The organism is Paenibacillus pedocola, assembly GCF_031599675.1.
GTDB classification, from domain to species: Bacteria; Bacillota; Bacilli; order Paenibacillales; family Paenibacillaceae; genus Paenibacillus_AQ; species Paenibacillus_AQ pedocola.
The window spans coordinates 3,954,087-3,969,536 of record NZ_CP134223.1 but is presented as its reverse complement, the minus strand read 5'-3'; the positions used below and the strand labels follow the sequence as shown (position 1 = coordinate 3,969,536).

Below are 15,450 nucleotides of genomic sequence, written 5' to 3'. Positions count from 1 at the left end.
GGAGTATCAAGTGGAGAATGCCATTAAGAACATATTGAATACACATCCTGTTATAGACATTGCAGCGAACCGCTACGGAATCAATAAGGAAGAGTTGTCTTACCTTGGCGGGTTTCAGAATTTTGTATACGAATATCAGCAAAATGATAGATCATACATATTAAGAGTTACTCCGGATAAACATCGTTCGGCTAATCTGGTAAAAGCAGAGCTGGACTGGATTATGTATCTGGCTAGAAACGGAATTGCTGCCTCTCTACCTATCCTTTCGGTCAATCATGCTTGGGCTGAGGTTATAGAAGCACCGGAGATGTCCTTTATTGCTGTCTGCTTTGAAAAAGCTCAGGGAAATAAGATTCCCTATCCGGAGTGCCTGAAAGATAACACTATATATGAACAGCTGGGCCAAATCACGGGTAAGATGCATGCGCTCTCCAAGCTATATAAAAAGCAGGACGCCGGTTTACGAAGACATGATTGGAATTTGAATTATTATTTGCAGAATATAGACATTCTGCCTGTCTCGCATGATCGTGTAAAGAAAAGTTATTACAGCATCATTGATACCCTCAAAAAGTTGCCTATGGATAAAGACGCCTACGGACTTATTCATGGTGATATGGGTTTTGGTAATTTTCATGTGAGTGAGCAAGCCGGGATTACGTTATTCGATTTCGATGAGGCGCAATACAGCTGGTTTATAGAGGATATCGCCATTCAGATATATTATCTAGTCTACGTATACGGAGGGGAAGAGGGTAGAGCAAGCCGTGAAGAGCAGGCTCTCCGGTTTATGCATTATTTCATGAAAGGATACAGGCAGGAGAACACCTTAGATGGATATTGGATAAAGCAAATCCCTCTGTTCCTAAAGCTGCGGGAATTAATTGTATACATCGGGGCATTTCGGAATTTTGACGGTGATGAGACATTCAGTACATCAGATAATCAATGGTTCAAGGATTGGATCAGAGAAAGCAGAGACAGATTAGAGAATAACGTTCCTATTGTTAATGTGTGGTAGAACTCTGAATAATATTATAGAAGCTACTACTTCATGAAGGCGGGGAACGAAATCATGATCTTGTTCATTTCATCTGTAGGATTTGCAATACTCATTGCTATTGTAATACTTTTTCAGGCAGCATTAGCTGTCGGCTTCCCGTGGGGTGAGTATGCGATGGGCGGGAAATATCCCGGTAAGCTTCCGGCTCCAATGCGTGCAGCCTGCCTGATTCAGATCGTCATATTAGCTTTTCTGGCAGTCATCGTGCTCAGTCAATCGGGGAGTATCCTTCCCGGCTGGAACGGATTTGCAAATGTGGCGATTTGGTTTGTAGTTGCTTTTTCAGTGCTTTCTACAATTCTAAATCTCATCACAAGAAGTGTCTGGGAGAGAAGAATATGGGCTCCGGTAGCAGTGTTAATGCTTATAACCAGTCTAATCGTGGCTATTGGATAACGTGAGGGGAAGCTTATCTACACTAAAAAGGAAGGTGGAGAATGAAAAGAGGGATTACTTTCGAGATTCCGAATGAGCATGGACGTATTCTTGGAGAGATCTTGAAGCCTTTAGATGTGGCAGCATTTCATTGGTATAACGGGGGAGAGGAGGCATACTTCTCAGGCGTAATAGAGCCGCTTTTCCCTGAACAGACCTTTGGGATGGACGGTATTCTGCTGAAAGAGATTTTAGAAAATTATGATTATTACGTCATTTTTGCAGATCTCAAGGCTTATCCGAAGGATAAAAAGGTTATAGATGTTCGTACGTACGAAGAGTATTTAACAAGTGACTGTCAATTCGTACTGTTGGTGGTCGACTGTACCTATATCACGATTTATTGTAAGGATCAGGAGAAGCTGGCGGACTTATATCACAATGCACTTTCTCTAGGATTCAGTGACGTAGAGTATACTACAGACGATAACGATTACAGAACAAGGTTATCTGTGTGGTAGCAGATTGATCAGGATAAGAAGACGCTGCTCATGTGGCGTCTTTTTTGCTGTAATATTCGTTGATAACGAAACCAAGTATTCCAGCTTACCACGTGTTCGCTAAGTAGTTCTAATCAATTTCATACAAATCTGTGGTTCCTCATCAACTTTCCTGCAAGGTTCACAGGCCTCAAATCCAAATCTGGCGACACTTGCTATAGATGCCTGGTTCTGTGGATGGGTAAGAATATAAATACAATCAACGCCAAGATGCTCAAAGCAGATATTCAGGAGTGCTGGTAATGCTTCCGACATATAGCCCTGTCTCCAATAATCCTTCCAGATATCATAACCGACCTCAACTTGTTTAAGGTTATGATCCCAATAGTGATAGCCACATGTGCCAATAAATGCCCCTGTTTCTATATCAAACATTCCGTAACGCAGATGATCTGTTCCCTCTGGATTCTTGTAATGAGCAATGATTTCCTTTGCTTCTTCCAGATCACAGGGAGGTTCACTGAGATATCTGCACATATCCGGGTCGGAGAATTGTCTAAATACTGCATCGATATCATCTAGAATCAGCAAGCGGAATTGCAGTCGTTTAGTTTGAAAAGGTTCTGATAAGTGCATACGGGAGAACAACCTCTTTTCTTTTCTTTTAAGTTACCTTATTCATACAGCTATTATGTTTTGTTGATGGAACCATGTCTATGACAATTCTTCGATCGCTAATGCACACGGGGACAACAGTTCCGGTACATAGCCGCAGGGAAGTGAACGAATGGAACGTCAAACTAGATAAAGTAGGCGAGTATGAGCTGGCATTAATACGGGGGATGAAACTTATGAAGAAATTATTTAGAAGAAAAGGAATGGCACTAGGGAGTGCAATCTTGCTCATCGTTATCATCACTACAGTTGCTTGTTGGCATCAGCTTGGAACTTTGTTTACAGCAGGGGAATATGGCAGTGCCGATGAAATGGTTCAGACGATCATGGCCAAAACAGCCACGCCAGGTGTAGCTGTGGTATCATCCAAGCAGGGAAAGACGGATTATAAGGCGTACGGATATTCAGATGTTGAAGGGCAACAGCAAGTCACCGACGAATCGCTCTTCGAATTGGGATCGACTACTAAGGCGTTTACGGCTCTGGCTATCATTTTGCTGGAAGAAGAGGGAAGGTTAGCATACTCCGATGATGTCTCCGATTATCTTCCTGAATTTGTCCCCACATATAGAGGGGGGAAAGCGGATATCTCGATTAGCCAGCTGATGGCTCATACAAGCGGGATTCCGTCGTGGACGATAAAGTTAATTCCTGAAGGGACTACAGCAGATACCCTTAAACAAACCATACATAAGATTTCAGACATTGCCTTGGATACATATCCGGGTACAGAATATCAATATGCAACCATTAATTATGATATTCTGGCGATGATTATCGAACAAGTTACAGGTTCAAGCTATCAGGATTATGTAACTCAGCATATTCTGATTCCGCTGGGCATGACAGACAGTTATTTTTCAACAGGCCAGGAAACGAAGCCCGATCAGCTTAGTAAGGGTTACCGCGTGTTTTTTGGCAAAAGCTTAGAATATGATGCTCCCAGATATTACGGGAATATGGCTGCAGGTTATATGGTGACGAATCTTAAGGATTTGGAGCACTGGCTTAATGCCCAGTTGGGGATAGGAGATGTACCAGATAATCTGAAGCATGCTATAGAGCAATCTCATGAGGTTAACTTGAAGACTGCCGGATATGAAGCTGAGGATTTGTACTATGCCTACGGGTGGGATATCGATCCGGAGAAGCAGCTGATCAGCCACATCGGGATGAATCCGAATTTTTCCTCACAGGTCATTATCGATCTGAAACAGCAGGAAGCCGTATTTGTACTGGCTAATCTGAATTCAACCGCTCCATCGCTAATTGCACAGAACCTATACGGCAACATGAACGGAAAGCCGATGACTACCTTTCAATATGATGATAGCAATATTTTAATGGATTGGTTGTTTTCGTTCTTAGTCCTACTGGCAGCCATTAGCGTATTTCATAAGGCATTGAAACTAATGAGTGGGAGCAGATCAAGCTTACTCAATGAACGGTCAGGACGCAGGAAAAGAATTGGAGCGGGCATCCATCTGATCATTAGAATGCTGCTGCTCGTATTGATACTGATCTGGCCTTATCTGATTCACTACAATTACTATATGATTAGCGTGTGGATGTCGTATTCTGTTATTGCGTGGATAGGACTTGCGGCGATTAGCTGCGTGTTGGCGATGGTATTGAATCTGAAAAGAATGGCGGCGTTTAGGAGCCGGTAGTCATTAAATCGTCTGGATGTACGTTGAGTAAGTTATAAAGGCTGCGTTTTTCCATTACATGGTATAATACGGATTGGACTTAACATCGTTATTTCATCTAATAAGGAGAAACCATGGCTACAATAAATCACTTACAAACGAGGCCAGCGAAGCGATATGATGAATTCGATCCTGCTCAAGACGGAAATAGAAACACTGAGTTCGCTGATCTGATTATTGATGGGAAATCACTTTACCAGAGGCTCAAGAAATACGATATGGTTCCATCCTTGGGATGGGGGAGTGCAAATCATCAACGACTTATGATTGACTATTTCTTATTGGAACAACGGCATGAGTATATGTACTACAGATATCCAATATTAGTCTGTCCTTGGTGCGGGGATGAAGAATGCGGTTTTATCTCAGTTAAAATTGATAGGGAAGCAGATACGGTTATATGGAAGGATTTTATGCTGGAGCCTGACAATAAACGTATACCTATAGGCTCCTTTTATTTCAATTGGGAGAACTATAAAAGTGTAATATATGGTACGTTTGGAACAGCGGGAGAAGCACTATGATAAGATAAAGTGAACAATCTTTATATTGTATCCGGATCTGTAACGGAGAAAAACGGGAGGAATGAGTGAGTTGAAACATCCTTTTCATCTAAAAGCAGTTTGGAATGGCGGACGTAACAGTGAAGGACATATTGATACTGGCGGGCTAAAAACGACAATTTCAATTCCTCAGGAGATGGGAGGACCGGGAACAGGTACCAATCCTGACGAAATGCTTCTGGGGGCCGCATCGACCTGTTATCTGATTACGCTGGCAGCAATGCTTGAGCGTTCCGATATTACACCTCAGGATTTGACTATGGAGTCTGAAGCGATTGTGGATGTAACCAATAACGTGTTTACGTACGAACGGATCATGCACAAACCACGGATTGTACTCAAAGCGGATGCAACCGAAGCAGAACTTACGAAAATAGAACGGCTGGCACATATGGCTGAGAAGTCCTGTATGATTTCGAGGGCTGTAGCGGGTAATGTCACCATAGAAACACTGCCTACTATTGTTAGAGCAGGGCTTAATGCGGTGTGATGCACGCAATACTATACTTACTCCAACACGCCCAAGCTTTGCCAAGGCTCAAGCGGAAAACAAGCCGATCGGTCTATCCTTCGGCTATTCCACTTGTACTGACGGGATGTTGATTAATCAATACTTAGAAGCTTCTACCTTAAAGTTGGTGGGAGTTTTTTTGCTGTTGATATCATAAGATTTGTTGCAGTGTGCCTGTCCTATTTCAGGTTATGATTGTGAGAATAATACTTTGAATATCCCAATGAAGTTAAATTTGTTTAATGACGAAAGGGGATGGAATTTAGGATGGGAAAAATTTTGCGAAATAAAATAGCCTTGGTAACTGGAGCCACTCGAGGTGCGGGTCGTGCGATTGCAATTGAACTCGCCCGAGCAGGGGCTTTTGTTTATGCCACAGGGCGAAGCAGCCGCAAAGAGGGTCTTTCAGAAATGGATCGTCCGGAAACAATCGAAGAGACAGAAGATTTGATCCGAAGTGCAGGGGGAGAGGGACTTGCTATCCGGACTGATCATCTAAACCCTGAAGAAGTTCGTTCGCTTATCGGGCAGATTGACGATCGGCACCAACGTCTCGACATCTTAGTTAACGATATTTTTGGCGGTGATCGATATGCGGAGTGGGATAAACGGCTGTGGGAGCATGACTTGAACGGTGGACTCAAAATGATGCGCATGGGTATCGACACGCATTTAATCACTCTGTACTATGCTTTGCCATTAATGCTTCGGGGAGACAAAGGAATCGTAATTGAAATGACCGATGGAACAGCGGAGGCAAACACGGAATTCCGTCAAAATGTAGGATTATATTATGATTTAGTAAAAACAAACGTCGGACGTATCGTGAAAGGGCTTACCTACGACTTAGCCAATTCTCCCGTGACAGCTCTTGGAGTCACGCCAGGATGGCTTAGATCGGAAGCCATGCTTCAAAATTTCGGTGTGACTGAACAAACATGGCTGGAAGCCTGTCGAACCAACCCTGGGTTTGCGATTTCTGAATCGCCAACCTATGTTGCCCGTGGTATTGCAAAACTGGCAGCCGACCCGGAGAATTCGCGTTTTTCAGGAAGCATACTATCAGCCCGCCAACTTGCCGACCTCTATAATGTCACTGATATCGATGGATCACGGCCGGATTGCTGGGGACTTATCGCGAAACATGGCTGGAACTGCGAAGATGTTAACGTAATCCCAAAATTCCGCTGATGCCGGACGTCATAAATCAAACATCATGAATTCAAGTTAACATGAGATATAGACGGCTTCTTTCACATGTAAAATAAAGAAGCGGCATTAATCTGAGTCCCGGGCTGTCGCCTAACCGACTCTCACTGAATACATTTGAAGTATAAATGATTCAGGAGAGGATGTTGGCTGTGCAAGCTGTTTCTCATAATCTCATTCAAGGATGGATCGCCTACACATCGGACCGTGGCGGAACGTTCGATATTTGGTTGTACCGGCCGCAGGACGGTTATAATTTTCAACTTACACAGGGGCTTGGTGCGGAGTTTTCCGTTCCTTATTGGTCTCCAGACAGCAGGAGAATTGCTTTTATCGGTATTGGTAACGTGGTCCACGTGTTGGATACCGTTACGCTCACCGTTGCCCGGATTGACCAAATCGAACCCTACACGTTGTTGGACTGGTCCCCGGACAGCCGTATTCTCGCGTATGTCAAAAACGGGAGAATCGTCATTTATAATACGTTCTCTCATATCAGCTATGCTATCCCGGAGCCGGGCGCCAGCGATATCCAGTGGTTCCCTTCGGGTACAGAGCTTCTGTTCGCGGCTCCGGATGTCAGCGGCAACACCCAGCTTTTCCGCATCCGGACCGATGGCACAAACCGGAGACAAATCACGCAAAATACGGACGGACCGCTCCATAACGTTCGGATTTCCCCGGACGGAACGTTTGCTCTATATACGTTCCCCGGTGCAAGCATCTCTATTATTTCAACGGTGGATCTGGCCACCGGCACCATCTATACGCTGGAAGGCGGACCGCTAGCCAAAAATTATTTTCCGGCATGGGCCCCTGACTCCCAGAGCATCGCCTACAGCGCAACCGCCTATCAGGAGCCGAATTATTATTCTCTCATCCAAATCGACAGCCGTACCGGTAAGAATCAAAGGACACTCTCGGCCTCCGGCTGTTTCGCTACTCCCGTCAGCTGGTCGCCGGACGGTGATAAAATTGCGTATTTATCGGGATGTTCAGATGTAGAAAGCGCAAGTCAGCTCTGGATTGTTGATCTCAGGAAGGAGATGCCGGTGAATGTCCTCAGCGGCGGCCGGATTACTGCACTGCAGTGGTCTCCCCGCGTCAGAAGGCTTCCGGAAAACATATACACAAACTCCGTGTACAGAGTATCCTTTCCGTATCCCGCATACTGGCACCGGGTCAGCGAAGAGAGGTACGAAGGGCCTGACGGTTTTTTTCAGGTATCTGCGATTTCAGCGGGCAACCGGATTGCAGATGTATGTAACTCCGAAGCTTTTCATCCATTAATGCCTTACGGCTCTTCTCCTAGGATTGTCATGATGATGATACAAGACCAAGAGGCTTGCTTCATTTTTCCGTCGGCCGACCAACCCGTGGAGATGAACCGGCAGGCCGCCCTCATCGTGAGATACCCCCGCCCAGTCCAAATTGGAGATACGTTCTACAATTATTTTATCCTGTGGGCCGACGAGAACCATATCCGGCAAATTGGCGGGCGGCTGTCATTCCTTTAGAGGTTACAGCTGAATCCACTGTTTCTGCCATTCCTTAAGAAAAGCGATCTTGAAAAAAGCTGTTTAACAGCTCTTTGTCAAGATCGCTTCATAGTACTCTCTAACAAATTACAACCCAGACCAGGTTAAGGTCAGCTCCACCGTATCTTCCTGCGTGGATAACTGACCACCGATCAGTGACCAGCTTTCCGTATCTGTATCTCCTTGAAGGATGAGGTTTTTCTCGTCAATGGTTTCTGCTGTATCTGTGACCCCTTGATCCTGAAAGTACTGTTTATAAGTTTCTGCCAGCTTGTCGAGCTTTTCTTGGGATTTGAAAATTAAAAGAACCGATTTTTTGCCGTTGTTTTGCTCCGAGTGAGAAGTGGTTACTTCAGCATCATCCGGGAGTGGAAAGTCCTTTGGCAAGTATTCCGGTCTTTCTGTTTCCTCAACCTGAACGGCAGCTGCTTGATTCTCCAGTTCTTCAGTTGCGGCGGAATCCTTGGCGGAACAGGCCCCCAGGACCCAGGCCAGCGCAGTCGTCATAAGAATCAGCTTACCGATTTTCCATCGATTATGAATCATGTGTTCACTCCGTTTCTGTATTGATCTATTGTTGTGACAAACCTCACACAGAACCATATCCAGTATTTAATAGGACAATTTGGAGAAACAACCTTTTGGATGATTGATGTGGCGTTACAGTGCGCGATCTTTCAAAAAGGCAGTTTACTTTACAAACTGGTTTAATAGCTTTTGGACAACGTCACGCTTTATAGGTTTACTGATATATTCATCCATTCCTTCAATAAGGCACTTTTCCCGATCACCCTTCAAAGCATTGGCTGTGACCGCAATGATGGGCGGGCTTTTCTCCTTGAGTTCCTCTTTAATCATCTTCATAGCATCGAAGCCGTTCATAATCGGCATGTGCAAGTCCATTAAAATGAGATCAAACCGCTTGCTCTGCGTTGCTTGAACCGCGTCTATGCCGTTTGTGACGGTAGTAACCTTGTGCCCCATTTTCTCTAGTGTTTTGGTCAACACTAGCTGATTGATATGGTTGTCTTCAGCAATCAAAATGCTCGCTTCTCGTACCGTTTGACGCTTATGCAGGTGATTCTCTTGTGTCTGGGGTGCGACTGATTTCTTGAGCCTGATTGTGAAAGTAAATGACGAGCCACTCTTACCGTCACTCTCCGCGTAAATCTCACCGCCCATCAACCCGATAATTCTGCGGCTGATGGCAAGCCCAAGGCCAGTGCCTTCATGCCTGCGCGCCATAAAACTGTCAATCTGTGCAAACGGTTCGAATATTTTGTTAAGCTGCGCGGGTTCAATCCCAATACCCGTATCGGTTACCGTAAATACCAGCAGGGATGGATCCTGCTCTCCAAGCTTTACCTTTACCGATATGCTTCCCTTGGACGTGAATTTTACGGCATTGCCGAGCAGGTTTATGAGCACTTGTTTTAAACGTTCGGCGTCACCGTAAATGTAGTCAGGAACACCGTGATTTATCGTGCTGGAGAGCTCCAAGTGATTTTGCTCGGCTCTCAGGGAAATGACGGCGAAGCTCTCATTAATGCATTTGCGCAGTTCGAATGTATCCTCTTGCAGTTCTGTTCGGCCTGCCTCAATCTTAGAGAGATCAAGGATGTCGTTGATAATATTGAGCAGAGTGTCCCCGCTTTTACGGATGATCTCCACATAGCCCCGTTGTTCTTCATTAAGCTCCGTATGGTCAAGCAGAATATCCGTCATACCCACGACCCCGTTCATGGGGGTGCGGATTTCATGGCTCATCATGGCTAGAAACTCACTTTTAGCTTTGTTCGTGGATTCGGCGGTCTCCTTCGCAAGCAACAACTGTTTCTGCTCGGAGATGTCCTTGCATATGAGATAGAACCCGATATTTTGATTGTTCACAAAAATTGGTGCAATACTGGTAAGCACTTCGATGACTTCGCCGTCTTTGGCGATAATTGTGTTTATGTGCTGCTCAACCGAATTATCGTACAGTGCCCTATCCAGAATGTTCTGGACATTCTCCTGACCGATTAGCTCTGCAAGCTCCATACCGATCAGTTCAGACTCGATGGAGTAGCGTGTTATCTTTTCCGACATACTGTTGGCGTTAATAATCCGGCCGTCTAGGCCAAAGGAGATGACGCTGTCATGGTTATATTTTTTAAGTGACGTGTACCGCTCAACGGATTCCTGAAGACGTTGCTCGGATTCCTTTTGCCTTGTAATTTCAATGATTTGGCAGATGTAATACGTCGGTTGGTTTGCCTCATCGGTGAAAAGCTTGAGGGAGAGCAATCCCCACATTTTGTTGCCCATCCTTGTGAGAAACTGCTTTTCGAGCTGTACTTCCGTGTTATCACCCATGAGTGCCTTTAGATCGCTAATATTTCTGATACTATCCTTATCATGGGAGAGGTCTTCTAACCTCATGCCGTCAAACTCTGCTTTCGAATAGCCAAAGATTCGTTCCATGGCGGAGTTTACTGACAAAATCATACCGTCTGGTGTAATAAGTGCGATCCCAAAGGAAGCATGATCAAACACTTGTTGGTAGAATTGATCCTGGTTTAGATTAACGCGATGCATGGCGGCCTCCATTGGGTAAGTAATATTTTCACGAAAAAATAGACCTCCTAATTGAAGGTCATATCAATATAGATAATCAATAAATTTAAAAATTAAATGAATGTAACTTCAAGTTTATTTACCCATTTAATGCTTGTCGAAACAATCCAAATTCTTTCATTATAAACAGCTTGAGAACATCACCTTTAGTTCAACCCGTTTTAGGAACCCTAACGAATCACATATTCTTTCAGTCGGGGATTCGTAGTATGGCTTAAGAATGGGGGAGTAGTAATCGTGTTTTACATTTAATAGTATAATAGAACTATAGTTCATCGAGCCGTTTAACCGAAGTACAATTAAATATTGAGAGGAAGCTGGTAATTTCACGAAGTTTCGTGAATATAACGTTATAAGAAATCCCCGTAATACAATAAAACTATTAATGGAGGATAGCTCAATGAAACATAGTATAAGAAAACGAAAAGCAAATATAGAAGATCTTGATTTTTTAGTATACGTTGATTTACTTGATGAAGGTATAACTCAGTTAGAAGAACAAAAGCTATCTAAGACTGAGTTAGAAGCACATTACGATAAAATAAAGACATTTATTGATGATAAAGATAGAGGAGCACTTATTTTAGAGAACATAGAAACGAAACAAAGAATAGGTACTATTATGTATTGCATATCTTGCAGGGATAAGGAATATCCATGGAAGACAATTTATCATGAACTTGATCGAGAAATTTTTCAGGAAGATGGAAGGTTTCTGGAAATTTTTCAATTATGGATTGATTCTGGTTACCGCAGGCATGGATATGGAACGCAATTAAAGAGATTTGTTGAAGATGAAGCAATACGACATAGAGTAAACCTGGTATATACCCATACCGAGGAAAGTAATCAGCATGTAATTGATCTAAACCTAAAGTTAGGATACAAAGAAGTAAGACGTGGGCCTATTTGGGATGAAATAACGCGAGTAAGTCTAATTAAATACATTAAGTAAAAAACACTGAAAGTAACACTAAGGAGGTAGTTGATGGAAATAGCATAATACTCACTTTTGAACTTACATAATAGAATGATGCACGATTTTATTGTAAGGGGTAAGTCAATGAGTAAAGGCATACGGACAATGTACTGTCCAAGGAAGTATTGCTTTTTTTGGCTAGATAATGGAACATGCGGGTTCCTCTTCGGAAAATGTTTTAGGATGGAAGCAGATAAGGGGCATAAAGATTGGTTTGAACCTAATGAGCCAGAGCATGACAGAAGAGGTCTTCCTTACGAACACTTCATCGAAAACGATAAATAAATCTATGGATTTCATCCATCACCTCATTAATGTAAGGAGGGGAGTAGCAGTAATATGGAGGCTCTATCCAAAGAAACCACACCATTGTTAGGTGTGGTTTAGTCTTTATAAACTGATGTTTATCTTATGGTTAAATCTTACTTTGTGCTTAAATACATATCGGTGAACGGCAAACGATAAGATTGCTCAGTAATGAGAAATTAAATTAGAGCCAAGTATGGCTACTGACAATCTTGAGGAAATAAATCCGGTACCACCCCATGTCAAAAGGTTTTCTACGTACCCTAATGTATCTGAATTAGTAGTGCCGATAATACGTTGCATAGCAAGTAAATCATAACTATTACTTTTTTCGTTTGTAACAATGGGGTATAACGCACCTAAAGCAAGAACCTCTCCTTTTACGGGTTGTTTTAGTTTGCCATCTTCGTTGTAGTATTGTGATAAATATTCGTTGCCCTTGTTGCTAATGTCGATAGTGAATAGCACGTTAAATTGGGGACTCCCTACGCTTACCTTGTAAAAATCCTCATAGTTTACATTGAATTTATATACAGTGTTGTATTTTTCAACATTAAACATCTCATGCAGATGGTTATCCTTAAAGGAATACATATAGAATATGCCATATCCGCCGCTTCCTCCGGAATCAATACTTATTAAAATATCCGCTACGCTATCCTTAGAAAAATCCCCCAGGAAAAGTCTCGCGTTATATCCAGCGTTGTATTGAAGATATACCGTTGTAGTTTGTTTAGAATACCCATCTTGGATCACAAGTGTGATTTGATCAGCAAAGTCTCCAGTTCCTTCTGGTTTATTACCGAATAAATAGATGTTATCAATCGTTTTGTCCCCATTTACGTCGGCCTGCTTCATATCCAGTAAAGTGATGTTTCTGGAAAGAGTCAGGCTACCATACCCTCGGTCCCGGTATATTTGGTTTGAATATTGGAACGGAGTCCCAAGGTTAATCATTTGCCGGTTACAATTAAACATTTAAATTCCTCCATGTAATTGGGTTATAATCCATACACTCAGAAAGGAAGGCGCATATCATGTGTTAGAAAGCAATGAGGAGGGGAAATCAATGGGATGTCCTGAAGTTAGTCACGGATATACTTCTACGGCTGCGATTTTGGTTCTTTATATTTTGCTCGTAATCATTTTGTCTGCTGGTTTCTTTGTTTAGTATCCAGACCTAGTAAAGCGTATTAAGCAAGAACATGAGCCTATACTGCTAGGCTCTTGTTCTTATTTGTGTAGTGTGGTGAGCTATTTATTTCGTTCCAATCACAAGAATATATCCGATATATTCTTCATAACTGTCCATTATATTATTGTACTTACTGATTACTTCCCACATGGAGTGGTCGAGAAAGGAACCTGCATCAATTTGTTGATGATCATCTGGTTGCTCAAACAGATCCAGACTTGATTTCGGAAACATGAAGGGACCTTCTATCTGTGAACGAATAAATCCTATCGTTTGTACTAAGGCTGACCAATCCTTAATGTCCCATAGCTTATCAACGTGATAAAATTCAGTAATTTCTTGATTGATTTCAGCAGGCATGGGTTTTCGTTGGATCATTTCTCTGTCAAAAAGTTGCCCTCCAGACCGCAGAACCCTGTAGTATTCCGATAATGCCTTCCCTGTGTCCGTGAATATGGATACAGACTCGACTAGAATGACATCAAATGATTCGTCAGGAAAGGGCAGTGAAATTGCGTCTCCTTCCAATAATTTTAAAGTTAGATTTTCTGTTTCAGCCCGCATTTTTGCTTTTGCAATCATATCTGGGCGAATATCTATCCCTACTACATCATGTCCTTGAGCAGCTAAATAACAAGATGTTCTGCCTGTGCCACAACCCACTTCTAGAATTCTGGATCTGGCGGGTAGGGGGTATTGTTCAAATTGCTTTAACGTTGCAGAGAATCCTCCAGGATGAGCATTACCAATACCTAATTTGGCCAGCATGTCGAAATATTCCATGTATTAAAATTCCTTTCACCGCAGGTTTTAACTTATAATATGTAAGAAAATTAACTTTGCACCGCAGTGTCGGATTTTTTTGACATACGGAGGATTTGAGCTTTTGAACTGCACTTCGTGATTCCAATGACTTTGTAGTTGGTCATGCGACTAGTGCATTGGGTGATATTCAATTTTTCGTAAATGAAACAAGTGCGGAGGGTTAATATTTGACACTTAGCAAAAAGGGTTCCAGGAAAATTGTTGTTGGAAATGTAGAATACAGATGGACTATCTCCGCAACAACAAGAGGACGTTTTGTTTTAATTGTGGAACATGGGAAGGAAAAAGGGCAAAGAATTGAAGTCCAAATTCAATCAGATATTAACGAACTTTGAGTTGAGTTTCCTCATGTCGATGATTTGAACTTAAAGGTAGTCAAACCCAAAGAGGTTGCCATCATTATTTTAGAAGCAATTGAACAAGGATGGAAACCAACGCCTTCAGTTCAACCCAATTTAAGATACCCTTTTCTTTAGGAGTTACCTTTTTTCTCTACCTGAGCCTTCCTCCACGATATTGAGTAAATTAACCCTAGACAATACTTTACCCAAAACAGCCGAAATGAGGGGACGCCCCGTGACAACCCACAAAGAACCCAATAGACTAAAAAACGAAAAATCACCCTACTTACTCCAAAACGCCCATAATCCCGTGGATTGGTATCCTTGGGGAGTAAAAGCCTTTGCTAAAGCGCGACGTCAGAAAATATGCTGATATTCCTCTCTGTCGGTTATTCCACCTGTCATTGGTGGAAATTGTTTGAGTGTACGATGTATAAGAAGCTTGAAATCTGTGCAAGATATATTTGACGGTGTGAAGAGAGGTGTGGTTCCGTTGGACCATTTGGTGCTAGGGCTACAAGAGGAATTTAACTAATCACTAAGTCAACTGAAAGCGAGGGGTTGTGTCGCAGAGCATCTCTGAACACACACGCCTAGTAGCATTCCTTTAAAACGGAAAGTGAACAAGCGGTGCCCAAGTATTTCTAATGATGTGAAGTGTGACTTTTAAAGATACTCGAACGATCAAACACCGTCGAAGGGGGAGCCTGTAAAAGGGCTCCTTTTTCTATTGCTTAAACGCAACAATCCAATCCGAAAATATCATGGTTTTAATGGACTGGATGCTACAAAAAAAGGGGCTGCCCCAAAAGTAGCGAGCTCGTTAATTTCTGTAACGGAACCTGATCGAGGTGGAGCAGACCTATCTCTTAATGCTGGAATTACAGCTATCGAATTAACCTCACTGAAAGTTTATGTATTTGTATTAACACCATTTCATTCTGATGAGCAGAAAACGTATGAAATAATAAGAGAAGTATGTGTTAGCGCTTCTTTAAGATGTTAGAGAGGTGATGAGAAGTTTTTGAATGCTGACATATTA

The 15,450-nt window shown here is 42.6% G+C and carries 16 protein-coding genes and 1 pseudogene; 12 read left to right on the top strand and 5 right to left on the bottom strand.

From position 1 onward, the window contains the following. The first annotated feature begins 10 nt into the window (after positions 1 to 10). From QU597_RS17515 to QU597_RS17505, 3 genes are read left to right on the top strand one after another with little or no spacing between them, the layout of a single operon-like run. A complete protein-coding gene (locus QU597_RS17515; RefSeq protein WP_310829147.1) occupies positions 11 to 1,024 on the top strand; it encodes a phosphotransferase enzyme family protein in 1,014 nt (337 codons plus the stop codon). 54 nt (positions 1,025 to 1,078) lie between these two features. Further along, positions 1,079 to 1,462, top strand: coding sequence for a hypothetical protein (locus QU597_RS17510; RefSeq protein WP_310829146.1), 384 nt, complete (start codon positions 1,079 to 1,081; stop codon positions 1,460 to 1,462). A 41-nt stretch (positions 1,463 to 1,503) separates the two neighbouring features. Then, positions 1,504 to 1,962 carry a DUF2691 family protein gene (locus QU597_RS17505; protein WP_310829145.1) on the top strand — a complete coding sequence of 153 codons (459 nt, stop codon included), beginning with the start codon at positions 1,504 to 1,506 and terminating at the stop codon, positions 1,960 to 1,962. 99 nt (positions 1,963 to 2,061) lie between these two features. On the opposite strand, the gene QU597_RS17500 is transcribed toward QU597_RS17505, so the two are convergent. Further along, entirely contained in the window at positions 2,062 to 2,577 is a 516-nt protein-coding gene (locus tag QU597_RS17500) for a GNAT family N-acetyltransferase (RefSeq protein WP_310829144.1), read from the bottom strand. A 215-nt stretch (positions 2,578 to 2,792) separates the two neighbouring features. On the opposite strand from QU597_RS17500, the gene QU597_RS17495 reads away from it, so the two are divergent. From QU597_RS17495 to QU597_RS17475, 5 genes are all read left to right on the top strand, one after another. Next, on the top strand, positions 2,793 to 4,286 hold the full coding sequence (locus tag QU597_RS17495) for a serine hydrolase domain-containing protein (protein WP_310829143.1): 1,494 nt from the start codon (positions 2,793 to 2,795) through the stop codon (positions 4,284 to 4,286). Positions 4,287 to 4,399: 113 nt separating this feature from the next. Continuing rightward, entirely contained in the window at positions 4,400 to 4,849 is a 450-nt protein-coding gene (locus tag QU597_RS17490; RefSeq protein ID WP_310829142.1) for an oxidoreductase, read from the top strand. A gap of 70 nt (positions 4,850 to 4,919) precedes the next feature. Beyond that, complete coding sequence (locus QU597_RS17485) at positions 4,920 to 5,378, top strand: OsmC family protein (RefSeq protein ID WP_310833348.1); 459 nt, start codon at positions 4,920 to 4,922, stop codon at positions 5,376 to 5,378. Between the two features lie 288 nt (positions 5,379 to 5,666). Then, positions 5,667 to 6,590: an SDR family oxidoreductase gene (locus QU597_RS17480; protein WP_310829141.1), complete on the top strand. Its 924-nt coding sequence runs from the start codon at positions 5,667 to 5,669 to the stop codon at positions 6,588 to 6,590. A 161-nt stretch (positions 6,591 to 6,751) separates the two neighbouring features. Then, complete coding sequence (locus QU597_RS17475; protein ID WP_310829140.1) at positions 6,752 to 8,125, top strand: hypothetical protein; 1,374 nt, start codon at positions 6,752 to 6,754, stop codon at positions 8,123 to 8,125. 108 nt (positions 8,126 to 8,233) lie between these two features. Here QU597_RS17475 and QU597_RS17470 read toward each other — a convergent pair whose 3' ends face one another. Both QU597_RS17470 and QU597_RS17465 read right to left on the bottom strand, forming a co-directional pair. After that, entirely contained in the window at positions 8,234 to 8,692 is a 459-nt protein-coding gene (locus QU597_RS17470) for a hypothetical protein (protein ID WP_310829139.1), read from the bottom strand. A 144-nt stretch (positions 8,693 to 8,836) separates the two neighbouring features. Continuing rightward, positions 8,837 to 10,723, bottom strand: a complete 1,887-nt coding sequence (locus tag QU597_RS17465) for a PAS domain S-box protein (RefSeq protein ID WP_310829138.1) — start codon at positions 10,721 to 10,723, stop codon at positions 8,837 to 8,839. A gap of 439 nt (positions 10,724 to 11,162) precedes the next feature. Between QU597_RS17465 and QU597_RS17460 the strand changes: the two genes are divergently transcribed. Next, positions 11,163 to 11,717, top strand: a complete 555-nt coding sequence (locus QU597_RS17460; protein ID WP_310829137.1) for a GNAT family N-acetyltransferase — start codon at positions 11,163 to 11,165, stop codon at positions 11,715 to 11,717. 495 nt (positions 11,718 to 12,212) lie between these two features. Here the strand turns inward: QU597_RS17460 and QU597_RS17455 are convergent, their stop codons facing one another. Continuing rightward, a complete protein-coding gene (locus tag QU597_RS17455; RefSeq protein WP_310829136.1) occupies positions 12,213 to 13,025 on the bottom strand; it encodes a YybI family spore inner coat protein in 813 nt (270 codons plus the stop codon). 280 nt (positions 13,026 to 13,305) lie between these two features. Beyond that, complete coding sequence (locus QU597_RS17450; RefSeq protein ID WP_310829135.1) at positions 13,306 to 14,025, bottom strand: class I SAM-dependent methyltransferase; 720 nt, start codon at positions 14,023 to 14,025, stop codon at positions 13,306 to 13,308. A 209-nt stretch (positions 14,026 to 14,234) separates the two neighbouring features. Here QU597_RS17450 and QU597_RS17445 point away from each other — a divergent pair, with 209 nt between their 5' ends. From QU597_RS17445 to QU597_RS17435, 3 genes and pseudogenes are all read left to right on the top strand, one after another. Continuing rightward, positions 14,235 to 14,402, top strand: a complete 168-nt coding sequence (locus QU597_RS17445) for a hypothetical protein (protein ID WP_310829134.1) — start codon at positions 14,235 to 14,237, stop codon at positions 14,400 to 14,402. Between the two features lie 226 nt (positions 14,403 to 14,628). Beyond that, positions 14,629 to 14,858: pseudogene (locus QU597_RS17440) on the top strand (DUF255 domain-containing protein); the annotation flags it as partial. Between the two features lie 280 nt (positions 14,859 to 15,138). After that, a complete protein-coding gene (locus tag QU597_RS17435) occupies positions 15,139 to 15,414 on the top strand; it encodes a hypothetical protein (protein ID WP_310829133.1) in 276 nt (91 codons plus the stop codon). Positions 15,415 to 15,450 lie beyond the last annotated feature (36 nt).